This is a genomic window from Pseudomonas lyxosi, assembly GCF_047758685.1.
GTDB classification, from domain to species: Bacteria; Pseudomonadota; Gammaproteobacteria; order Pseudomonadales; family Pseudomonadaceae; genus Aquipseudomonas; species Aquipseudomonas lyxosi.
Map to the genome: position 1 here is coordinate 4,799,453 of NZ_CP180481.1, position 23,453 is coordinate 4,822,905.

Genomic DNA, 23,453 nt, shown 5'->3' on the forward strand with positions numbered 1-23,453 from the left:
TGCATGAACGTTCGAATGTGTTTGTGGTTGGGTCTAGGCCTGGTCCCGATGTGGGCACAGGCCGCGCCTGAAATCGCCCAGCTGTATGCGCCAAAACTGCCCGAGGGTTCCGCCTGGGTGCGGGTGGTCAATCCCAGCGATACCGCCATGCAGGTCCAGGTGGGCCAAGGCCCTAGTTTTGCCCTTGCCGCACAGACCGCAGTGGCCAGTCCCTTTCAGGTCGTGGACTCGCGACAGCCGTTGCTCGTGACCGTCAATGGTCGCGAGATAAAAGGCCTCAGCGCACCAAAAAGTGCGTGGGTCACGCTGATTCTCGACAGCGACCCGGCACGGGCGCCACGCCTGGTCATCGACCCGCCTTTGCGCGGTAAAGACCTGCGCGCCGAACTGAATGTCTACAACCTGGCCAACGGTTGCGAAAAGGCCGAGGTCAAACTGGCCAACGGTGCTCCTGTGTTCAACCAGCTGCCGTTCAACGGACAAGCCCAGCGCACGATCAACCCGGTGCAGGCAACGCTGATTGCCTCCTGCAATGAGAACGCGAGCCTGCCGTTGAAGCTGGCGCCCTTCAAGGCCGGCGATCGTTATAGCCTGTTCCTGATCGGCTCCCGCCAGGCTCCACGGCTGATTGGCCTTGTCGACCAGACCGCGCCATGACCCTTCACTTGAAGTCTCGCCTGCCGGTTCCCGCCGTGATCGGCGGTTTGTTGTTGAGCCTGTCGGTCACCTGCGTTCAAGCGGCCTCCGCGGTAATCACCGGCGAAAATGGCTGTTTGTTCCCGGCCTGGGAAAGCCTGAACAAGGTCGACAACACCGGAGCGGCCCGCAGCATTGCGCTGGTCAAGGAACTCCAACAGCACCTTGTTCGGGAACACATCGGACTCGTCGTGCTGGTGGTACCGATGAAAGCGCCGTTTTATGCCGCGCGCCTGCCCGTCGGTCAACCCTTGAGTCCTGCGGTCAAGCAGCGCTACGACAACCTGCAAAACGAGCTGACCCAGGCAGGCCTGACCACGCTGAACATCAAGCCCATCCTGCAACGCACCGAACAAGGCAAACAGACCGCGTTTTACCGCGCCGACTACCACTGGACAGCCTGGAGCGCCGAAAACACCGCCGATGCCACAGCGCAATTGATCACCGAGCGTTACCGCCTGCTAGGCGAACCCGGCGGCGGCGCAGCGCTGGGCCAGTGGTTCGACCGCCGCGCGTTCGGCGACCTGGCCAGTAATTTTCTGCCAGCGATCAAGCGCAAGGCGATTGGTCGCGACATCTACACCGTTCGCCATCAGGCCGAAAACGACTTGCTGATCGACGATGCGCCAGCCCCGGTCCAGGTGATCGGCAACAGCTTTGTCCAGCCTTACCTGGGTTTTACCCAGAAGCTCTCAAATGCCCTGGACCGTCCCGTCGCACTGACCTGGAACCCCGGCGACGTCGGTCCGTGGGCTACGCTGCTGCAATACCTGGAGTCGGCGGATTTTGCCGAACACAAGCCGCAAGTGATCGTCTGGCAATTCAACGAGGGCCAGTTCCACCTTGGCCCTGATGCGGCAGCCAACTGGAACGCCAAAGGCGTCACCTCGCTGAGCCAATGGCATCAACGTATTCAAAAGGCACTTCCGTGAACATCTTCGGCTACACCGCCAGTCGTGCGACCGTTGCTGCTTTGTTGATTGCCATCACCCTCGGCACAGGTACCAGCATGCTTTACGTGACGAAGACCAAGGCCTTGGACCCGGGGATTGTCGGCATCGTCTGGCAGCCGGACAACAAGACCGTCGGTATCAGCGGACACTGGGAAAAACTGGGAGCGCGTGAGCTGCTGGTGCAATGGACAGTCGTCGACGATCAGGCCTTCGTTCCCGGTACCGGCCTGCCCGCCGTACCGGTGCTGCCCGATTGGGCGCGCATCGCCAAGGCACCCTGGGCGCAGGATGTGATCCTGGGGCTGGCGGGTTATTTCAGCGAGAACCGCTCACGGGACAACATCGAACAACTGGCCGCTGTCTCGGAACGGATCGCCAAATTACCTACGCCGTTACACGTGACCGGCTGGTATTTCCCGGCTGAAGTCGACCCCAGCTGGACCCGTGCCAAAGAACTGCCCGCGCTGCTGGCCAAGCTGCCGCGACCGTTGTGGATCAGCGTTTATGACGGTGCCAATATCGGCCCCGTCGCCACCGCCGAATGGCTCAAGCAATGGCTGCCGAATGACATCGGCGTGTTCTTCCAGGACGGTGTTGGCGTCTACGCCCGCACTGCACCGGTCGCCCGAACCTACGCCGACGCCCTGCGCCAGCGCCTGGGCAAAGACCGTGTGCGGATCATCGTCGAAGCCTTCCGCCCCAACTTTGGCGGCGGCTTCCGCTCCGCGACCGCTGCCGAGCTCAAACCGCAACTGGCGGCCTATGACGGATATCCGCTCTACCTGTTCGACGGGCCGCACTACGTGACGCCAGAGTTGGTCGAGCAACTGATGCAGTAAAGCGTGCGCAGCTGACGTGTTAATTTTCAGCGTAAGCGCTTTCGGGCAGCACCCGTAGGCCTGAATGCTTCGCGTGGACGCCAATCAAGTGTCCAATCGCCTGCGCATCCATAGGCCGGCTCAAGAAATACCCTTGAACCTCATCGCACCGCGCATCCTGCAACGCCTGAAGTTGCTCGATCGTTTCCACCCCTTCCGCCGTGACTGTCAGCGACAGTGCCCTGCCCAGCCCGACGATGGCCTCGATGATCGACTGATCATCACCGCTGGCGGCCAGCCCGGAAATAAAGCTGCGATCGATCTTCAACCCATCGAAAGGAAATGAACGCAGGTAGCTCAGTGACGAGTACCCAGTGCCGAAATCGTCCATGGCCAGGCGAACACCCAAGGCTTTCAAGTCGTGCATGATCTGCAGCGCGCCCTTGGCGTCGTCCAGCATGACATTCTCGGTCAGTTCCAATTCCAGCCGTGCCGGATTCAAACCGGTCTGCGCCAACACCGCCTGAACCCTGGACACCAGCTGCCCGCGCTGAAACTCTGTCGGCGACAGGTTCACCGAGACAAAGAGTTCTTCGGGCCAGGTCGACGCGGCCGTGCAAGCGGTGTGCAGCACCCAGTTGCTCAGCGGCAGAATCAACCCGGTTTCTTCCGCAATGGGAATGAAAACGTCGGGCGACAACAGCCCTCTCACCGGGTGCTCCCAGCGTACCAGCGCTTCGGCACCGGCCATGACCCTGCCCGCAATCTGATAGCGCGGCTGAAAGTGCAGACGCAACTCATCATGTTTGATCGCATGACGCAGATCGCTTTCCAACTGACGACGATCGAGGATTCGAGCATTCATATCGCCCGCGTAAAAACGCCAGGTATTGCGTCCTGCATCCTTGGCTTCATACAGCGCAATGTCGGCATAGCGCAGCAGCTCGTCGGCCAGGGTGGCGTCAGCCGGTGCCATGGCAATGCCGATGCTGGCACTGATAAACACCTCATGCTCATTAATCTGGAACGGCTGCTCGATGCAGTCGATCAAGCGCTGGCACAGGTGCTCGACTTCATCCTGAGACACCATATTCGCCACCACCAGCACAAACTCATCGCCACCGATTCGCGCGACCAGGTCGTCGGAGCGCAAGCACTGCCCTAGCCTTTTAGAGACCTCGTTGAGCACTTGATCGCCTGCGGCATGCCCGAGCAAATCATTCACCGGTTTGAAGCGATCCAGGTCGACGCTGAGCATGACCAACGGATCGGCCAGGGTCGGCGCAGCCTTGAGTTTGCCATCGAGGAATTCCTGCATACGGGCGCGATTCGCCAGGCCCGTCAGCGCATCGTGTTGCGACAGGTATTCGATCCGTCGACGGGCTGCCACTTCTTCGGTGATATCGCTGGCCGTGCCGCGATAACCCAGCCCCTCCATTTCTCGCACGGAAAGACGGAAAATCCTGGCTTGCCCGTCCCCTGACAGATAACTGCATTGCAAGATGGCGTTGGCCCGTCGCGAGTGGTTTTTCAACCACTGGGAAAGCGGGCCCTGATCAGACACCAGCAAGTCATCGATAGGACGACCAAGACACTCGGCCCTGTACAGCCCCGTCACGGTTTCGAAGCGCTCTGACAGGTAGGTGAAGCGCAACCCGGTATCGATTTCCCAAATCCAGTCGGAGGACGCTTCGGCGACATCACGAAACCGCGCCTCACTGGCCGCCAACGCCGTGCGACTGACCTGTAGGGAGGTGTAACTGGCATCCATCACTAGCGCAGCCGCCGTGGTACGCCGCTGAAAAAGCCAGGTCATCAGTCCGATAATCAGCCCCGCTATACCGATCAGCGGCAACACCACGGTCATCAACCGATGCCCCGGCTGCGCCGGTGTCCACTGCAGGGTGCCCGCCGTACCGGTTTCCCCCAGACGCAAAAACGATGTGCCGAGCGCTGCACTATCACCTGAGGCCACGCGCAATTGAGCAACCCCGAAATCACTGGCCATGCTACTCAATCGGGCAGCATCGAGCCTGGAGACGAACAACAGTATTGAGGCTGGCCTGTCATCCGTTTCGACCTTGGGGTTGGTGCCAGGCGTCAGGGGCGCGGCAGCGACCAACACCGGGGTGCCGTCGACATCGAGAAACGCCTTGATGGGTGTTTCGCTTTCGACATCGATGCGGGCACGTTCGATGAGCGCGGTGATGGGTTGTTTCAACCACGTTTCAGCTGTGACCGATTCCAGCTGCCCATTGATGACCGAGTACACCGTACGATCGGTCGGATCGATCACAAACACGCCCTCAAACCCGAAATCCTCAAACAGCGACGAGCCGGCATTCTGGCGGACAAATGCCCAGTCGATATCCACCTTCCTGTGCAAATGCTCGTAGGCATCGCCCCAGAATGCGTAGTCCTTGATCGTCAAAAGAACCGACTTCTCCAGGGACTGCACGGCCTTTTCCGTATAGAAACGACTGCGGCGCTCGGCGTCCTGGTTTTGCTCGAAGGCGATGTAAACAATCAAGGTGCTGGCTAACAGGAAGATCGACAACAACAGGCAAGAGAAGCCCATCAAAGACATGCGGGTCAGGGAAAGACTGGAGGTTTGCATCTGCGGCAGAGTGTCGAGAGGCTTGTTTTTCATAGGGCTTCCAGGCGGCGGACTGTTGGCAGGATCAGTCCGTAATGTACTTGTTGATCTTATCGGCCCGAATATCGATGCCTTGACCCGCTATCGCCTTCAACAGCTCAACGGTCGACTCTTGCGAGACAACCCAATCCTGCTCAATTTTTCTGACTCTGTTTTGGATTCGGCTGAAGGAACCAGCGTCAACAGAATGTTATTTTTTCGAAATACCGCACAACCGCTGATCAGTTAGTGCGGTTTTTTGACACTTCCCCGATATGTGGTCACAACTTTTGCGCTCCGTTGGGTCATAACACGGTGGCTGTCGATGGAATATTGGCATCTTCCGAGGTATTAGCCTGATACGGAGATAAGCTCATGATTTTCAATGTACAGAATTTTGGCGCCAAAGGAGATGGCATCACAGACGACACAGCGGCGATACAAAGCGCGATTGATGCGGCGGCCGCTGCAGGCGGTGGTCAGGTTTATATACCGACCGGAACTTATATCGTTTCAGGTGGCGAGGAACCCTCCGACGGCTGCCTGATGCTCAAGAGCAACGTCTACTTGTACGGCGACGGCATGGGCAAATCCACCGTCAAGGTGGCTGACGGCTCCGACACCAAGATCACGGGGGTCATCCGCTCGGCCTATGGCGAGGAAACCCACGACTTTGGCGTCAGCAACCTCACCATCGACGGCAACCGTGACAACACCACCGGCAAGATCGACGGTTGGTTCAACGGCTACATTCCCGGCCAGGAAGGCTACGACTCCAACGTCACCCTCGACAGCGTCGAGATCAAGGATTGCTCCGGGTACGGTTTCGACCCCCACGAGCAGACCGTCAACATGGTCATCAAGAACAGCGTGTCCCACGGCAATGGCCTGGACGGCTTCGTTGCTGACTTCCTCAGCGACAGCACCTTCGAAAACAACGTCGCCTACGACAATGACCGCCACGGTTTCAACGTCGTCACCAGTACCCACGACTTCACGCTCACCAACAACGTTGCTTACAACAATGGCGGCAATGGCATCGTGGTGCAGCGCGGCAGCGAGGACATCCCCTCCCCCAGCAACATCACCATCACCGGTGGCGAGGTGTACGGCAACGGCGCCGAAGGGGTGCTGATCAAACTGTCCAGCGAGGTGACCGTCAGCGGCGTCAATATCCACGACAACACCAGCGCCGGGATCCGCATTTACGGCAGCAACCACGTCGAGATCATCGACAACACGCTCAACAACAATTCCCTGGGCAACCCCGTACCGGAAATCATCATCCAGTCCTACGACGACACCCTGGGCGTGTCCGGCAAGTACTTCAACGGCAGCGACAACACGATCCAGGGCAACATCATCAGCGGCAGCAACCTGTCGACCTACGGCGTTGCAGAGCGCAATGAAGACGGCACCGATCGCAACGCCATCATCGGCAACACCATCAGCCACACCAGCAAGGGCGCCACGCTGGTCTATGGCGCCGGCAGCTACGTCAGCGCAACAGTGCCGATGACCACCGTGCAAGGTACGGCTGGCAACGACACCCTGCTGGGCAGCGCCGCCAACGAGATTTTCTATGGCGCAGCCGGCAACGACACTATCAATGGCGGGGCCGGTGGCGACATTCTGGTGGGCGGTGCAGGCATCGACAAACTCACCGGCGGTACCGGCGCCGATACGTTCCGTTTTGTCGCTCAGTCCGACAGTTACCGCAACGCAACCGCAAGCTTCGATGACACCATCACCGACTTCGACGTCACCCAGGACAAGATCGACCTCGCCGGCCTCGGTTTCACCGGCCTGGGCAATGGCCGTGGCGGCACCCTGCAGGTCAGCTACAGCGCCAGCAACGACCGCACCTACATCAAGGACTACGATGCCGACGCCAGCGGCAATCGCTTCGAATTGATTCTCTCGGGCAACTTCGCCAGCACCCTGACCGCCAACAATTTCGTCTTCAATAGTGTGATCACCGGTACCAGCGGCAGCGACTCGCTGCTGGGTAGCGATTCGGCCGACACCCTGCTCGGCCTGGCGGGCAACGACAGCCTCAGTGGCGGTGCGGGCAACGACAAGCTCGACGGCGGTGCCGGCATGGACACCCTCACCGGCGGCGCCGGAGCGGACATCTTTGTGTTCTCCAATCGCCTGGACAGCTACCGCAACTACAACACCGGCGGTGCCAACCTTGGCGACCTGATCACCGATTTCGATATCAGCGCCGATAAGATCGACCTCTCGGCCATGGGTTTCACCGGCCTGGGGGACGGCAAAAACAACACCGTGTACCTGGTGCTCAACAGTGCCGGCACCAAGACTTACATCAAGACCCTGACCGCCGACGCCAGTGGCAACCGGTTCGAAGTGGCGCTGGACGGCAACTACCTCAGCACGCTGACCAGCGCCAATTTTGTCTTCGCCACCTCGTCGCCGACCAATCAGGCGCCGGTGCTGGCCACGCCATTGCTGGATCAGAACGCCACCGAAAACACCCCATTCAACTACGTGGTGCCGGCCGCCAGCTTCACCGATCCGGATAATGACAGCCTCAGCTATACCGCGACCCTCGCCGATGGCAGCGCCCTGCCCGCGTGGCTGAGTTTCAATGCCACCGACCTGACCTTCACCGGCACGCCGACCAGCACCGCGTCCGGCAATTACAACGTGCTGGTCAAAGCCACGGACCCGGCCGGTGCTGCGGTCAGCGATAGCTTTGCCCTGGTAGTGGCCGATGCGCCCGCCAACACCATCACTGGCACCAACAATGCCGAAACGATCAACGGCACGGCGGGCGCAGACCTGATCCTCGGCCTCGGTGGCAACGACACAATCAAGGCCGGCACCGGAGCGGACATCGTCGACGGCGGCGCCGGACGCGATTCGCTGTACGGTGGCGACGGTGCCGACACCTTCCGCTACACCAACGTACTTGACAGCTACCGCGACTACGACACCGGCGGTGTCACGGCCACCGACACGATTTATGACTTCACCGTGGGCGTCGACAAGATCGATGTGTCGGGCCTTGGCATTTTCGGCCTTGGCGATGGCAGCAATGGCACGTTGTACATCACCCTCAACACGGCCGGCGACAAGACCTACATCAAATCCGCCGAGGCCGACGCCGATGGCAATCGCTTTGAAATCGCCCTCAACGGCAACTACCTCAACACCCTGACCGCCAGCGACTTCGTGTTCGGCGAGCGCGTCCAGCAGGACATCCTCTACGTGCCCACCCTCGGCCAATCCAATGCGCGCCTGCTGCGCATGACGGAGGACGACAATCAGTCCGGCACCTCGATGCTGGTCAACGACCTGAACCGCTACACCCCCTATGATGTGCGCAGCCAGTTCGCCGATGCCGATGGCAACGGCATCGACATCGCGGTGGGCGGCAGCACGGTCACCGGCCTGTCGACCCTCAGCGCCGAGGAACTCAAGTTGTGCTGGTGGCTGACCGACACCAACCAACCCGGAGCTGCACTGTTGCGTGCCGTGACACTGCTGCGGGACCAGCTCACCGAACTGCAATCCATCAATAACGTCACCATGGGCATCATTTGGGGCCAGGGCGAGGAAGCCGCCCAGGAGATCGCCCGCGCCACGGACAAACCAGCGGCAGCAGCGGCCTACAAGGCTGCGACCCTGAAGGTGTTTGATTACCTGCATGCCCAGTTCGGCAACTTCAGCGTGTACATGATGGAAACCGGTCACTACGAGCAGGATGCGGCGCGTACCCGTGGTTATTCAGAAGAGAAGATTGCCTCCATCGTCGAGGGGGTTGGCTATGTCCGCGCCGCCCAGGAAGCCATCGCCGCCGAGCGCGTCGACGTCAAGCTGGCGGTGGACTACACCGACCTCCCTTTGCGCCACGAAGTCGATCCGCAGGCGTATCCCGACGACGTCTGGCACCTGCACGAGGAGTCGGCGGAGATCGTCGGCCAGCGCCTGGCCGACTACATTGCCAATGACCTTGGCTTCCAGGGCAACCCCAACGACAACAACAGCGTGCAGGAGATTTTCGACAACGCTCAGAACATGATTTCCGGTACCGGCCAGGCGGATACCCTGGTGGGCACTTCGGGAAACGACACACTGGATGGCGGCCTGGGCGCCGACACCATGACCGGGGGCAATGGCAACGACATCTATGTGGTCGATAACGCGTTCGACCGCGCGGTGGAGACCAACACCTCGACCTCGCAGATCGATACGGTGCAGGCCTCGATCAGTTGGACCCTGGGCGCCAATCTCGAGAACCTGGTGCTCACAGGTGTGTCGGCCATCAACGGCACCGGCAATGAGCGGCACAACTTCATCACCGGCAATGCCGCCAATAACGTGCTCGATGGTGCCGCAGGGGACGACAGCATGAGCGGCGGCGATGGCAACGACACCTACTACGTCGACAACGCCGACGACACCGTGATCGAGACCAACAGCAATGCGGCGCCTGGAGGGATCGACAGCGTGCACAGCCGTTTGGCGGCCTATACCCTCGGCGCCAACGTCGAGCAGCTGTATATCGATAGCACTGGCGCTGCCAATGGCACGGGCAACGCGCTGGACAACACGCTGTTCGCCGGAGCCGGCAACAACGTGCTGGACGGGCGCGATGGCAATGACACGGTGTCTTTTGAACGCGCCCTGTCCGGCGTTACCGTAAACCTCTCGACGTCCGCACAACAAAACACCGTGGGGTCCGGGCTCGACACCTTGAAATTCTTCGAAAACCTGACGGGCAGCGCCTACGCCGACAGTCTGTCGGGCAACAGCGCGGCGAACGTTCTGAGCGGTGGTGCGGGCAACGATACGCTGGTGGGCGGTTCGGGCGATGACCGGCTAATCGGCGGTGCAGGCACCGACACCCTCACCGGTGGCACTGGCGCGGATACCTACGCGTTTGGTGCGCTGTCGGACATGGGCGTCGGGGCTTTGCGCGATGTGATCAGCGGTTTCAAGACCACCGAGGGTGATCATCTGGATCTTACCGGCCTGGATGCCAACCCGCTGACCGCCAACGTCGACGCCTTCACGTTCATCGGCAGCAATGCCTTCGACCCCACCAACGCCACCGGCCAACTGCGCTTTGCCGATGGGATTCTCTACGGCAGTGTCAACGCTGACGCCACCCCTGAGTTCGAATTCGATTTGGTGGGCGTCAAGGAACTGCACGCCAGCGACTTTACAGCCTGACGTCTTATGGGAGCGAGCTTGCTCGCTCCCATAAGGGATTTGCAGTGCCCGAAAAACTAAAGACCACCAACAGACCCTAATGCCATTCAGCTAAGCCGCTAACGCGATCCTTGTAGCAGCTGGCGAAGCCTGCGTTCGGCTGCGCAGCAGTCGTGAAACCAGTCACCGCGGTGTTTCAGTTAAACCGCGGGTTCAGGATTTACGACTGCTGCGCAGCCGAACGCAGGCTTCGCCAGCTGCTACAGGGATCGCGTTGCGGTTTAACTGATTGGCATTAACCACAGACCCAATCACAAACGACCGTGTGCCGATTACACGGTCGGGTCATTGAGGCGCGAGGCGTCGTGCGCAGCGGTCATGCTCATTCCTCTTTGAACGCCGCAAGCAAGCGTTCACGCAAAGGTTTCATCAGGTAATTCATCAAGGTGCGCTCCCCCGTCACCACCGTGACATCGGCGAGCATGCCGGGGCGCACCAGCAGGCCGGCGGCCTGCAGCGAGGCGACGGTGTCGGCGGGAATTTCGACCTTGGCGGAAAAGTACGGCTGGTGCGTCTGTTCATTGATCAACTGGTCCGCCGACACCGTAGTCACCGTGCCGGTGACCGTCGGCGTATCCACCCGTTGCAGCGCGGTGAAATGCACATGCACCGGCAGACCCGGGCGCAGTTTATTGGCCATCAGCGGCTCGAAACGCGCGGTGATCGCCATCGGCGCATCCAGCGGCACCACCTGCATCAGGGTTTGGCCGGCCTGCGCAACGCCCCCGACCGTATGAATGTTCACGTCCATGACCTGCCCGGACACCGGCGCACGGATCGCCCCGTTGTCGACTTCAAACTGCAAGGCACGAATCTGATCGGCATAACCTGCCGCCTCGGCAGAGACCTCGCTGAGCTGGGTTTCGGCATCGCGGCGAAATTCCTGCTGCGCCTGCAAGGCCTTGAGCCGGCTTTCATTGATCGCCTGGCGGGTCCTGCCGACATCGCCCACTCCGGAGGAAATCTGTCCGGCCAATTGGGCTGCATTTCGCTCGGCCTCGAAGAGTTTGTTGCGCGGAATGAAGCCTTCACGGGCCAATCCACGCAGGCCTTCCAGCTCTTGCTGCTGGAAGCGCATCTGCGTGTCGTAGTTGCGCTTGACGCCTTCGTAGCCGAGCAATTGTTGCTGCAATGCCGCGGCTTCGTGTTCGATGATCTGCAAACGGCTGCCCAGTTCTGCGCGGCGGGTCAAAAACAACTGGCTCTGCAAGGCCATGGGGGCCTTGACCCGCGGCTCATCGGCGCGTTCCAGCAGTTCAGCGGGCCATTGGATCTCGGCTGAGCCCAGGCGCTCGGCAATCAACCGCGCCTCGACGCTGCGATCGTTGAGCAACTTGCCCAGGGTCACGTCCCGTTGCGACTGCGCCTGCACCGTATTGAGCTGCACCAGCAGCTGCCCCTGAGTGACGCGGTCGCCATCGCTGACCAGCAGCTTTTCCACCACCCCACCGACCAACGACTGCACAGCCTTGCGTTCGCCCGCCACCACCACGGTGCCGCTGCCCACAACACCCTGGTCGAGCGGCGCCAGGCAGGCCCAGAGCAGGAAGCCGCCCAGCGTCAGGACCAGGAAACCCACACCATAGCGTGCCGCCCCCCCGGCGTCGGTATTGGCGCAGGGCAGCGTTGTCGCGTCGCGCACGCTCGTCCCCTGCTCGCTGTACGTTTGTGTCCCAGGGGTCAGATCACGCATCTTCGCCAGTCTCCCGGACCGCGGCCGGTCTAGGCCCCGGCATCAATGCCTTGAGCACCTGATCCCGTGGACCGAATGCATGTTGAGTGCCGTCCTTGAGCACCAGAATGTAATCGACCACCGCCAGCACATTAGGCCGGTGGGTAATCAGCACCACGGTGCTGCCAGCAGCCTTGAGCGCACTGATGGCCTGCACCAGCGCCCGCTCTCCGGCGTCATCGAGGTTCGAGTTGGGCTCATCGAGCACAATCAGCGACGGGCGCCCATAGAGCGCGCGAGCCAGGCCAAGGCGTTGCTTTTGTCCACCGGACAAGCCAAGCCCGCCGGGGCCCAGCGGCGTGTCGTAACCCTTGGGGAACCTCAGGATCATCTCGTGAATGCCGGCGTGACGCCCGGCGGCGATGATCTTGTCAGCGTCCTGCTCGCCGAAGCGGGCAATGTTGTCGGCCACACTGCCGTCGAACAGCTCGATGTCCTGCGGCAGGTATCCAAGGTGCGGGCCCAGGGCGTCGTGGGACCATTGACTGATCTCGGCGTCGTCCAGGCGCACCGACCCACCCATGGCCGGCCATACGCCAACCAGCGCCCTGGCCAGCGTTGATTTACCACTGGCGCTAGGGCCGACGACGGCGAGCACATCACCTTTGGCCAGGCTGAAATTGATACCCCGCAGGATCGGTTGCGAGGCGCCGGGCGGGCCGACATACAACTGCTCCAGGCGCACTGCCCCGGTGGGCGGTGGCAAAGGCATGCGCAGGCGCTCGCGCGGATGCTGGGCAAGCAGTTGGCTCAGGCGCTGGTAGCTCTGGCGGCCGGAGTTGAATTGCTTCCACGAGCCAATGGCGATTTCCACGGGCGCCAGGGCACGCCCCAGCAGCAGCGACATCGCAATCATCATGCCCGCCGACAATTGGCCTTCAAGCACCAATAACGCCCCCAACCCCAGGGCCAAAGATTGTCCGGAGATGCGCACGAAACGGGTCATCGAAGTGATACGCGCGCCGCGGTCGCTGGCATGGGCCTGGGCGGCAATGATGCGTTGCTGCAGCAGGCTCCAGCGCTGGCGCAACGGCCCGAGCATGCCCAGGGCCTGGATGACTTCGGCATTGTGTAACGTGCTGTTTACATAGATCGATGACTGCACACCCAGACGATTGGCTTCGCCCAAGCGTGTGCGAGTCGACAACTCGCCCCACAGCGCCAGACCGATCAGCACCAGGGCCAGAATCAGCGTCAGCACGCCGAACCAGGGATGAAAGATGAACGCCACCAGCAGGAAGATTGGTAACCACGGCGCATCGAGCAAGGCGATCAGGCCCTGGCCGGTGATCAACTGCCGCAGCGTCGCCAGATCGATGAGCACCTGCGCCGGGTTGGCGTTGTGCTCGCGCAGGCTGCGGGCGAAGGCGGCGTCGAAAATCCGCTCGCCCAAGGCATCGTCCAGCCCCGCGCTCATGCGAATCATCACCTCGCCGCGGGCCCACTCGATCAGGGCGCTGAACATGAACAGTCCCAGAGCGATCAAGGTGAGCATGAACAAGGTGGTTTCGTTGCGACTGGTGAGGACCCGGTCGTACACCTGCATCATGTAGAGCGACGGCACCAGCACCAGCAGGTTGATCACCCCACTGAACAGCGCCAGCGACCAGAACACTCGGCGATAGCTTAATAAAGCGGCATCAATGTCATGACGCGGATCGAGAAGCAAACCCATAGAGTGTCGCCCGCAAAAGGAAAAGTCGGTCCAGGACGCAATCCATCGCGGTTTTTTTGCCCCAAGGCATTGGAGAAAACACTAAACGTAGCCGGATGCGCCGCTATCAGAGACGATCCTCGTCGCTACAGGCGCCAATTACTGACCACGCAACCACGGGTTAGTGCCGGTTCGACGGGCTGGGTTTCCATGTGGGTGACGGGCGGGGATGTTGCATTCCCCACTGCGGTCCAAAGCTCGCACAAACAAAAACGCCGCTCAAAGAGCGGCGTTTTTGCATATGGAGCGGGAAACTCGGCTCACCTGTATGTGGCGAGCCTCAAGCGTTTCAGCTCCAGGGACGGTCTCCATTCTCGTCCTTGATGCGGGTCGGCAGGCCCATCACATCCAGCGCCTTGAGGAACGGCTCAGCCGGAAGCTCCTCGACGTTGGCCATGCGCTGCACGTCCCACTCGCCACGGGCGACCAGCAGGGCTGCCGCCACGGGCGGCACGCCTGCGGTATAGGAAATGCCCTGGCTGTCAGTTTCCGCGTAAGCGTCTTCATGATCAGCCACGTTGTAGATGAACACTTCGCGCGGCTGACCATCCTTGGTGCCCTTGATCAGGTCGCCGATGCAGGTCTTGCCGGTGTAGCCAGGCGCCAGCGAGCTCGGATCCGGGAGCACGGCCTTGACCACTTTCAGCGGCACGACTTCCAGGCCTTCGGCGGTCTTGACCGGTTGCTCGGAGAGCAGGCCGAGGTTCCTGAGCACGGTGAACACATTGATGTAGTGCTCGCCGAAGCTCATCCAGAAACGCACGTTGGGCACGTCGAGATTCTTCGACAGCGAGTGCACTTCATCGTGACCGGTCAGGTACAGGTTCTGCGACCCGACAACCGGCAGGTCGTCGGTGCGTTTTACTTCGAACATTGTGTTGCTGGTCCACTGACTGTTCTGCCAGCTCCACACTTGTCCGGTGAATTCGCGGAAGTTGATTTCCGGGTCGAAATTGGTGGCGAAATACTTGCCATGTGAACCGGCGTTGACGTCGAGAATGTCGATCGAATCAATGCGGTCGAAATACTGTTGTTGCGCCAGTGCCGCATAGGCGTTGACCACACCCGGGTCGAAGCCCACGCCGAGAATGGCGGTAATGTTCTTCTCTTTGCACTCTTCGAGGTGATTCCACTCGTAGTTGCCATACCAGGGCGGCGTCTCGCAGATTTTGCCCGGTTCTTCGTGAATGGCGGTGTCCAGATAGGCCGCGCCGGTATCGATGCAGGCGCGCAGCACCGACATGTTGAGGAAGGCGGATCCGACGTTGATGACGATCTGCGATCCGGTTTCGCGGATCAGCGCCTTGGTCGCTTCGACATCCAGGGCGTTCAGCGAGAAGGCCTGGATTTCGGCGGGCACTTTGAGGCTGCCCTTGGCCTTGACGCTGTCGATGATGGCCTGGCACTTGGAGATGTTGCGCGACGCGATAGCAATACGACCGAGTTCATCGTTGTGCTGCGCGCACTTGTGGGCCACCACCTTGGCGACACCTCCTGCACCAATGATAAGCACGTTCTTCTTCAATTTTTCTCTCTCTCCTTCTCTGCCAGCTTACGAAAGGCTGGACATGTAGTCGTTGTAACCAAATTCACGAACCACCTCGACGGTACCGTCGAGTTGTTTCACTACGATGGACGGCATTTTCAGGCCGTTGAACCAGTTCTTCTTGACCATGGTGTAACCCGCTGCGTCGATGAACGACAGCCGATCCCCGATAGCCAAAGGACGATCAAATTGATACTCACCGAAAATGTCTCCGGCCAGGCAGGATTTGCCGCACACCATATACGTGTGCTCGCCATCGCTAGGCGCCAGCTTGGCATTCAGGCGATAGATCAGCAGATCGAGCATATGCGCTTCGATGGAGCTGTCTACGACTGCCAGGTGCTTGCCGTTGTAGAGGGTGTCGAGCACGGTGACTTCCAGCGACGCGCTCTGCGTGATGGCGGCTTCGCCCGGCTCCAGGTAAACCTGTACGCCGTATTTTTGCGAGAAGGACTTGAGGCGCGCGCAGAACTCGTCCAGCGCGTAGCCTTCGCCAGTGAAGTGGATGCCACCACCGAGGCTGACCCACTCGACCTTGTGCAGCAAGTCGCCGAAGCGTTCTTCGATGGTGCACAGCATCTGGTCGAACAGGCCGAAATCACCGTTCTCGCAGTTGTTGTGGAACATGAAGCCAGAGATCTGCTCGATGACCTGCTCGATCTTCACCGGGTCCCATTCACCCAGACGGCTGAACGGCCGCGCGGGGTCGGCCAGCAGATAATCCGAGCTGCTCACCTGCGGATTGACCCGCAGGCCGCGCACCTTGCCTGCTGAAGCCTCGGTGTAGCGCTGCAATTGGCCAATGGAGTTGAAGATGATCTTGTCGCAGTTCTCGAGCATCTCCTCGATCTCGTCGTCGGCCCAGGCCACGCTGTAGGCATGGGTCTCGCCAGCGAACTTCTGCCGACCGAGCTTGAGCTCGTAGAGCGACGACGACGTGGTGCCGTCCATGTATTGCTGCATCAGGTCGAACACCGACCAGGTGGCGAAGCACTTGAGTGCCAGCAGGGCCTTGGCCCCGGACTGTTCGCGCACATAGGCGATCTTCTGCATGTTCGCCAGCAGCTTTTGTTTATCGATGAGGTAGTACGGCGTTTTGATCATTTCGAGGCGCCTCCGGCAAGGCCAGCCAAAAAAGGATGCGCATTGTGCCTTCACTCGCTACATATCGAAAGAGCAGGAAGCCCTCTCCACGCGAAACGTGGCTCAATTTAAGTCCCAGGCACCTCGAAAAGTTTCACTGCCTGGTCTTCACGGTGACAAACATTTTAATGCGGTCGTGAATTTCCTGGAGAGCATGACGAAAAGGCTCATGTCTCTCGCTGGTCGTAGGGTCTTCAAAACTCCACACGATCACTTCGCCCGAGGATGGCATCCGAGCGGCCTCTTCGGACGACTTATCGCACAGAGTGATGACATAATCGAACGGCTGCCCCTCAAGCTCATCGATGGCTTTACTACGCAGTCCCGTGCGGTCTACACCAATATGATCGAGAGTTTCCAAGGTGCGTGGGTCGATCTCACTGGCCTCGAGGCCAGCGCTGCTGGGTTCGAAGTGTACCGAGTCAGTGTGTCGCAGCAGTGCTTCTGCCATGAGTGAACGAACGTCATTTTTTGCGCAAACGAACAGCACTCGAAATTTGTCAGCCATGACTCTCTCCCCCACTCTCAGTCTGTTGAACCAGTAATTTTAGTCGACGGGTAGTGGCCCCGTTCAGGCGTGGCTTTCAAGCAAGTTGAACAGCTCTACGAATTGCCGGGTCAGCTTGTGTTGCGGTTCCAGATAGATCAGTGGCTTGCTGGCCTGGTGTGACTCACGCATCTTCACCGAACTCATCAGATACGCAGACAACACCGGCATTTTCTCGGCAATCAGCTCGTCGAGCAGTCGTTGCGGCAGTGCGTTGCGAGCCTGGAATTGGTTAACAACGATGCCCTCAACCTCCAGCCTCTCGTTATGATCACTTTTGATCTCCTCGATTTCTCGCAGCACACCGTAAATCGCCTGGCGAGAAAAGCTGTCGCAATCGAAAGGGATCAAACAGCGGTCAGCGGCAATCAGCGCCGAGACGCTGTAAAAATTCAGACCGGGCGGCGTATCCATATAGATCCGCTCATAGTCTTCATCGAGCCTGTCCAGCAGCTTGCTGAGTTTCTGGATTTTGTAGCGTGTCTCGAGCTTGGATTGCAGATCACTCAGCTCCGACGAGGCAGCGATCAAATGCAAGTTGTCGAAACGGGATTCATGGATATTGGCTTGGGCCTTCTTTGAGGCCGGGCCTGGGAACAGTGTCTGTTTGAAGAAGTCGGCAATCCCCAGGGGAATATCTTCGCCGCTGAGTCCGGTCAAATAGTGAGTAGCATTGGCTTGGGCATCCAGATCTATCAGCAGGGTGCGATAGCCCTCAAAGGCACTGATGGCCGCGAGGTTACACGCGATACTGGATTTCCCGACGCCCCCTTTTTGATTAAAAACCACACGTCTCATGAAATGTCCGAAAAATTAGCATAGGTGGACATCATGTCTTTCCCTGATTTTAATAGCTTCAAGCACTGTAAAAGCTGTAACGATTCAACGTAAAGGTCCCTGCTCCGCAAGGTTGCTATGGGTTGATCAGTGATTACACATCAGACCATGCAGAACGCCGAACCTCAAACCCGGCTCGGAAGGCGTCATATGCGAGACACCAAACACCTTGAATGCCGCCAGCATGAGTACCAGACCTCCAGGCAAGATGCTCTGGCGATGGCTTTGCAAGCCCGTCAGCCGAAGCTGTTTGACATGCCCCACTTCAAGCAGGCGCAACGACAGGCGCAACAGGCCGCTGTAGGTGATGCCGCTTTCGCCATAGTCGTTCAACCCGTTGGCCTTCAGTACTTTGGCCAGCATCCGTGCGGTGCCTGAAGAACCTATCACCTGCTGCCAACCCAACGCGCGATAACGACGCGCCACCTTTTCAAACTGCAGTGTGGCTACACGCTCAGCCTCCAGGAGTGCCTGAGCCGTAATACAGCCACCCTGAAAGTAACGCGCGCCGAAGGTGCCACTGCCAATGGCAATACTTTCGGTCAACAAGGGCTGAGCGCCCTGCCCCAGAATCAGTTCAGTGGAGCCTCCACCGATATCCACGACCAGTCGCCTGCTCTGTGTACCCGGCACTGTATGAGCAACACCGGCGTAGACCAGCCGGGCCTCTTCATGCCCAGAGATGACGTCAATCCGGAAACCCAGGTGCCGCTCCGCGCTGGCCAAAAACAGTTGAGCATTGTCGGCTTCGCGCACTGCACTGGTCGCTACCGCCCGCACACGTCCGGCCTCAAAGCCGCGTAACTTTTTGCCAAATCGTGCGAGCGCTTGCCATCCCCGATCCAACGCCAACTCGTCCAGTGCCCCGCCTTGAGACCCTTCCGCCAAACGGACAGGTTCACGCAAGGTTTTCACTTCCTGGATCACAAACCCCTGACGCCGTCTGACTGACTGGCCGATCATCATGCGAAACGCATTAGAACCAAGGTCAATGGCTGCAAATAGAGAGGCGTCTCCTTTCATGGGGGGATTCCTTGCAAGCTGAGCGCACCAGGTGGTTTGCGAGGATCTTGCCATGGAGTCGATGACGCTAAGATGACACCCTCCACCCTTTACGAATGAGCAGACACCAGGATCGCGGGTCTTGAGGATGTGATCTTCAAAGGATGCAAAAAATGTGTCATCGCGCTGTAACCTTCGACAGCAATACTCAGGCTATACAACGCGTGCTCGTTCTTCCGCTGCCACTTCAGGCGGCTTTTTTTTGCCTGCTGATTTTGGCAGCAGTTTTGCCAACCCTACCAATTGGGTCTCGGCTTTTTCGAGCGCGGTCGCTGCGCAGCTCTGCCATATCTTTTCCAGCGGGCGCAGGTCGGATTCGTTCAGCGCCTTTTGGCACCACTGATAATGGTCATGCCATGAACCCAAAGCCGATTGCAGTGCCTTGAGAGAACTCGCCGCTTTACGCGAGAGTGGTGAAAGCCTGGGAAAAGCTTCTGTGAGGTAGCGCGTGCGCTTGACCAGGATTCTCAGCTCGTGCCGATCAAATTCAGTGTCATCCACGGCAGCATGCAGTCGATCAATCTGCTTTTTCAGTGCTTTTTCGATTTGGGGCTGGATGTGTTTTAGCCCGCCACTGACTTCCACTGATCGAAAGATGGAAGGCCATTCATCCAATTGAATGAACAAGTTCTTGAGGACCGGGCTTTTTAGAATCCTGGAGTAGTTAGACGTCAAGCGCGCTTTTCTGAGCTGAACCTGGGCAGGAAACCCCCTGCCCTCCAGTTCCTGAATCATCACCTCCAGATCCCGAGCGGGTGTAGTCAGCCTTCCCACTTCAGCTGCCGCGATGTTCAGAGTTGCCACCTGGCTCATGGAGCGCGTCGGTCGAAGCAAACTCCTGATACGCCTCACGGCGATCCTGAGATCATGTAAAGCTTCGCTATCAGTTCGTGCCTCCAACCGAGCACGGGCGTGATACAGGGCAACCTGAAGGGCGAGTATCTCAGCAACGAACTTGTCGACGAATGCCATTCGGTCATCTCGTTGAAACGGAATTGACACGAGCTTAGCAGAAGCATCGATCATCAATATTGACTCTCCTTGAGAGCTAACCGCGGCCCCGTCACATCGCCGCGCTACTGATCCCGCCACAGATTCGCTACTATGTTTGACCATTAACTTGACCGTCAGCTTTCCTTAATCTGGAGCCCGAATGCCTACTCAAAAGGACATCGCCGCCGAAAGCGGCGCACCGATGATTCCTGAACAGCGCCGTGAATTGATGCTGCGACAGTTGCGCAAGCATCAGGTGCTGAGCGTTCATCAGTTGATGGAAATGTTCGACTGTTCGCACATGACCATACGTCGCGATATCGCGCTGCTGGAGCAGGAAGGTCGTGCTTACTCGGTAACGGGTGGGGTGCGGATCGCCAGCCAGCTCCATAGTGAGCCCAGCCATCAGCTCAAGGCGGTGGTCGAGTTGCCACAGAAGCAATCCATGGCCAAGCTCGCCGCCCGGCTGCTGCATGCCGATATGACGATTTACCTGGATGCGGGAACCAGCACGCTGGAAATCGTCCCCTACATCAAGGCGCTGTCCGGCATGACCGTGGTGACTAACGACTTCGGCATTGTCCAGGCGCTGATCGAAGCCCCCCATGTCACGGTGATTCATACCGGCGGGCAGCTGGATCACTCCAATCAATCGTGCGTGGGCGGCCTGGCAGTTGCCACCTTGCGCCAGGTTGTCACCGACATCGCGTTCATATCGACCAGTTCATGGGATTTGCGTCGCGGCCTCACCACGCCTTCGGCGCTGAAGGTGGAGGTGAAACAAGCCGCGATGCAATCGGCCTCGCAAGTGGTGCTGGTGGCCAGCAGTTCGAAGTACGGCACATTCAGCATGTACAAGATTGCCGGACTCGAGCAGTTCGACATTATCCTCAGCGACGACGCGTTGGCCCCGGCCGCGGCCGATGGCATTCGCAAGCAGGGAGTCGAACTGTTGCTGCCGTCTGACAATACCCCGGCCTGAAACGACGGGCTCGCGCATCCAGCAGAGCCGTCGTCCATCTTCGTTATTGCGCTTGGCGCGCCTTCCACTCCCGCAACCACTGCAAACCGGCAGACGTGTTGCCACGCGGCCGATATTCGCACCCTACCCAGCCGTCATAACCCAATTGGTCGATCAGCTCGAACAGATAGGGATAGTTGACTTCTCCCAGGTCCGGTTCATGCCGGTCCGGTACGCCGGCGATCTGGATATGGCCGATACCGTCGAAGTCCCGACGCAGTTTAGTGGCCAGGTCGCCCTCGACGATTTGGCAGTGATAACAGTCGAACTGAACCTTCAGGTTACTGGCGCCTACTTCCTTGCAGATGGCCTGGGCCTGGTCCTGCCGGTTGAGGAAAAAGCCCGGCATGTCTCGTGTATTGATCGGTTCCAGCAGCACCGTGATCCCGACCTTCGCCGCCTGGGCGGTGGCATAGGCCAGGTTTTCCAGATAAATGGCGTGATGCCGTGCCCGATCACTCTCGGACGGCAGCAGGCCAGCCATGACATGGATGCGTGAGTTACCCAGCACGCTAGCGTATTCCAGGGCGCGATCAAAACCGCTACGAAATTCACTCTCACGGCCCGGCAACGACACCGTACCCCGCTCGCCCGCCGCCCAATCACCGGGCGGCGCATTGAACAGTGCCTGCACCAGGCCGTTGTCGCTCAAGCGTTGCTTGAGTTCTTCAGCGCTGTAGTCGTAGGGGAACAGATACTCCACCGCTTCGAAACCATCGGCAGCCGCGGCGGCGAAGCGATCCAGAAACGCATGTTCCGGGTAGAGCATGCTGAGGTTGGCAGCAAAACGAGGCATGGTAGCTCCTATGTATGGCTTTTCTGTAGGAGCCGAGCTTGCTCCGGGCGGCGTTCCGACGATGGCGATCTCAAGGACGCCATCGCCGGCAAGCCGTGCTCCTACAGGTCGACAGTTCGTTAGACAAAGGGCCAGATCAGCAGGGTAATACAGAAACCCAAGGTGCCGAGCAAGGTGGTCAACACCGTCCAGGTGCGCAAGCCATCGGCCACGTTCAGCCCGGACAGCTTGGTGAAGATCCAGTAACCGGCGTCATTGATATGGGACATGGCCAACCCGCCACCGCCCATGGCCAGGCACAGCAAAGCCATGTGGTTCGGGGTGAGATTGAGGGTCGCAATCAGCGGGCTGATGATGCCGGCGGTGGTCACCAGCGCCACCGTCGTCGAGCCCTGTACCGCGCGCAACAGCAGGGTCAGCAGAAAGCCCAGCGCCAGTACCGGCAGACCGGTGGTGCGCAGCATATCGGAGACTACCGCGCCGATTCCGGTATCCACCAGCACCTTGCCAAACACCCCGCCGGCACCGGCAATCAGGATCACCATGGCCACTCCGGGCAAGGCCGAACCGATCACGTCGGACACCTGAGTTCGGCTCCAGCCCCGACGCGAACCCAGCAACCAGGCACACAGCAAGGTGTCGAGCAGCAGCGCCACCAGCGGCGCGCCGAGCACAGTCATGATGCCGCGCAGGGTCGATTCGGCAGGCAGCAACGAGGTGGACAGCGTTCCCAGCAAAATCAGAATAATGGGCAGCAGGATCAGGCTGACGATCAAACCAAACCCTGGTGGGGGCGCCGGCGGCAACTTGGAAACGATGCTGCTGGTGGATTCTTCCAGGCCCATGTGCGACACGGCCACAGCCGCTCGCTCAGCGCTCTTGTCGTTGCCATTGGACCAGGCGGCCAGATCCTCGTTGGTGACATGCGGGCCATAGACCTCGGCACGAATATCGTCGGTCATCGGGTACACCCGACGGGTCATGCGCCCGGCCACGCGGTAGCCGACATAGCAAAGGAACGCGGTGAGCGGCAGACCGAACATCAGTACGCGACCCAAGTCCGCGCCCAACTGACTGGCAGCAGCCACGGCGCCCGGATGTGGCGGTAGAAAGGCATGTACGGTCAACAAGGCCGCGCACATCGGCAGTGCGAAGACCAACAGCGGCTTACGCGCACTGCGCGCAATGCCATAGGCCAGCGGCATCAGGATGATCACCCCGACCTCGAAGAACACCGGCACCCCGACCATGAACCCGGCAATCGTCAGCGCCAGCGGTGTGCGCCGGTTGCCGAAACGAGTGATCAGGGTCTTGGCCAGCGCCTCGGCACCACCGGAGAGCTCGATGATCCGCCCGATCATCGCGCCCAACGCAATGATGATCGCGATATGGCCCAAGGTCTTGCCCATGCCGCCTTCAATGGTCGCCACCAGATCGGCCGGTTTCACCCCGGCCACCAGCGCCACCAGAATGCTCACCAGCATCAACGCTACGAAGGGTTGGAACTTGTACTTGAGCACCAGGAACAACAACAGTGCGATGCCCACCCCTGCGGTAATCATCAGGATTAACGGGCTCATTTCAGAACCCCTCCACGCCGGGTAAACGAAACGGTTCTGCCACTGAATCTGAAGTGAGTCATGCTTGGATTTCCTGTTGTTATTGTTTTTTCAGGCAAGCCGGGTCCGTCGAGAGTCGCTGCGCGTCTCATGTGCAGGG

The 23,453-nt window shown here is 59.6% G+C and carries 16 protein-coding genes; 5 read left to right on the forward strand and 11 right to left on the reverse strand.

The window, feature by feature from the left end; translation table 11 throughout:
* Positions 1-3: 3 nt before the first annotated feature.
* The 3 genes from ACMXYI_RS22060 to ACMXYI_RS22070 are packed head-to-tail and all read left to right on the forward strand — an operon-like array spanning position 4 to position 2,488.
* Positions 4-657: an alginate O-acetyltransferase AlgF gene (locus ACMXYI_RS22060; RefSeq protein WP_415769063.1), complete on the forward strand. Its 654-nt coding sequence runs from the start codon at positions 4-6 to the stop codon at positions 655-657.
* Positions 654-1,628: an alginate O-acetyltransferase AlgX-related protein gene (locus tag ACMXYI_RS22065; RefSeq protein WP_415769064.1), complete on the forward strand. Its 975-nt coding sequence runs from the start codon at positions 654-656 to the stop codon at positions 1,626-1,628. Before ACMXYI_RS22060 ends, ACMXYI_RS22065 begins: the two co-directional genes overlap by 4 nt.
* Positions 1,595-2,488: a hypothetical protein gene (locus ACMXYI_RS22070; RefSeq protein WP_415769065.1), complete on the forward strand. Its 894-nt coding sequence runs from the start codon at positions 1,595-1,597 to the stop codon at positions 2,486-2,488. Before ACMXYI_RS22065 ends, ACMXYI_RS22070 begins: the two co-directional genes overlap by 34 nt.
* A 19-nt stretch (positions 2,489-2,507) precedes the next feature.
* On the opposite strand, the gene ACMXYI_RS22075 is transcribed toward ACMXYI_RS22070, so the two are convergent.
* The gene (locus tag ACMXYI_RS22075; protein WP_415769066.1) at positions 2,508-5,117 is read right to left on the reverse strand and encodes a bifunctional diguanylate cyclase/phosphodiesterase; all 2,610 of its coding nucleotides are present in this window, start codon (positions 5,115-5,117) and stop codon (positions 2,508-2,510) included.
* Positions 5,118-5,477: 360 nt separating this feature from the next.
* Here ACMXYI_RS22075 and ACMXYI_RS22080 point away from each other — a divergent pair, with 360 nt between their 5' ends.
* Positions 5,478-10,304 carry a M10 family metallopeptidase C-terminal domain-containing protein gene (locus ACMXYI_RS22080; RefSeq protein WP_415769067.1) on the forward strand — a complete coding sequence of 1,609 codons (4,827 nt, stop codon included), beginning with the start codon at positions 5,478-5,480 and terminating at the stop codon, positions 10,302-10,304.
* Positions 10,305-10,665: 361 nt separating this feature from the next.
* On the opposite strand, the gene ACMXYI_RS22085 is transcribed toward ACMXYI_RS22080, so the two are convergent.
* From ACMXYI_RS22085 to ACMXYI_RS22120, 8 genes are all read right to left on the reverse strand, one after another.
* Positions 10,666-12,036, reverse strand: coding sequence for an HlyD family type I secretion periplasmic adaptor subunit (locus tag ACMXYI_RS22085; protein WP_415769068.1), 1,371 nt, complete (start codon positions 12,034-12,036; stop codon positions 10,666-10,668).
* Positions 12,029-13,750 carry a type I secretion system permease/ATPase gene (locus ACMXYI_RS22090; RefSeq protein ID WP_415769069.1) on the reverse strand — a complete coding sequence of 574 codons (1,722 nt, stop codon included), beginning with the start codon at positions 13,748-13,750 and terminating at the stop codon, positions 12,029-12,031. Before ACMXYI_RS22090 ends, ACMXYI_RS22085 begins: the two co-directional genes overlap by 8 nt.
* Positions 13,751-14,078: 328 nt before the next feature.
* Positions 14,079-15,314, reverse strand: coding sequence for a saccharopine dehydrogenase family protein (locus ACMXYI_RS22095; RefSeq protein WP_415769070.1), 1,236 nt, complete (start codon positions 15,312-15,314; stop codon positions 14,079-14,081).
* Positions 15,315-15,341: 27 nt separating this feature from the next.
* The gene (locus ACMXYI_RS22100) at positions 15,342-16,439 is read right to left on the reverse strand and encodes a carboxynorspermidine decarboxylase (RefSeq protein ID WP_415769071.1); all 1,098 of its coding nucleotides are present in this window, start codon (positions 16,437-16,439) and stop codon (positions 15,342-15,344) included.
* Between the two features lie 133 nt (positions 16,440-16,572).
* A complete protein-coding gene (locus tag ACMXYI_RS22105; protein ID WP_415769072.1) occupies positions 16,573-16,986 on the reverse strand; it encodes an arsenate reductase ArsC in 414 nt (137 codons plus the stop codon).
* Between the two features lie 63 nt (positions 16,987-17,049).
* Entirely contained in the window at positions 17,050-17,823 is a 774-nt protein-coding gene (locus tag ACMXYI_RS22110; RefSeq protein WP_415769073.1) for a ParA family protein, read from the reverse strand.
* A 126-nt stretch (positions 17,824-17,949) separates the two neighbouring features.
* Positions 17,950-18,885 carry a Ppx/GppA family phosphatase gene (locus tag ACMXYI_RS22115; protein ID WP_415769074.1) on the reverse strand — a complete coding sequence of 312 codons (936 nt, stop codon included), beginning with the start codon at positions 18,883-18,885 and terminating at the stop codon, positions 17,950-17,952.
* 192 nt (positions 18,886-19,077) lie between these two features.
* Positions 19,078-19,950 (reverse strand): CHAD domain-containing protein, encoded by an 873-nt coding sequence (locus ACMXYI_RS22120; protein ID WP_415769075.1) that lies wholly within the window; start codon positions 19,948-19,950, stop codon positions 19,078-19,080.
* A gap of 127 nt (positions 19,951-20,077) precedes the next feature.
* On the opposite strand from ACMXYI_RS22120, the gene ACMXYI_RS22125 reads away from it, so the two are divergent.
* The gene (locus tag ACMXYI_RS22125) at positions 20,078-20,899 is read left to right on the forward strand and encodes a DeoR/GlpR family DNA-binding transcription regulator (RefSeq protein ID WP_415769076.1); all 822 of its coding nucleotides are present in this window, start codon (positions 20,078-20,080) and stop codon (positions 20,897-20,899) included.
* A gap of 43 nt (positions 20,900-20,942) precedes the next feature.
* On the opposite strand, the gene otnI is transcribed toward ACMXYI_RS22125, so the two are convergent.
* Both otnI and ACMXYI_RS22135 read right to left on the reverse strand, forming a co-directional pair.
* The gene (gene otnI, locus ACMXYI_RS22130; RefSeq protein ID WP_415769077.1) at positions 20,943-21,734 is read right to left on the reverse strand and encodes a 2-oxo-tetronate isomerase; all 792 of its coding nucleotides are present in this window, start codon (positions 21,732-21,734) and stop codon (positions 20,943-20,945) included.
* A 119-nt stretch (positions 21,735-21,853) separates the two neighbouring features.
* Positions 21,854-23,314: an SLC13 family permease gene (locus ACMXYI_RS22135; RefSeq protein ID WP_415769078.1), complete on the reverse strand. Its 1,461-nt coding sequence runs from the start codon at positions 23,312-23,314 to the stop codon at positions 21,854-21,856.
* Positions 23,315-23,453: the final 139 nt, after the last annotated feature.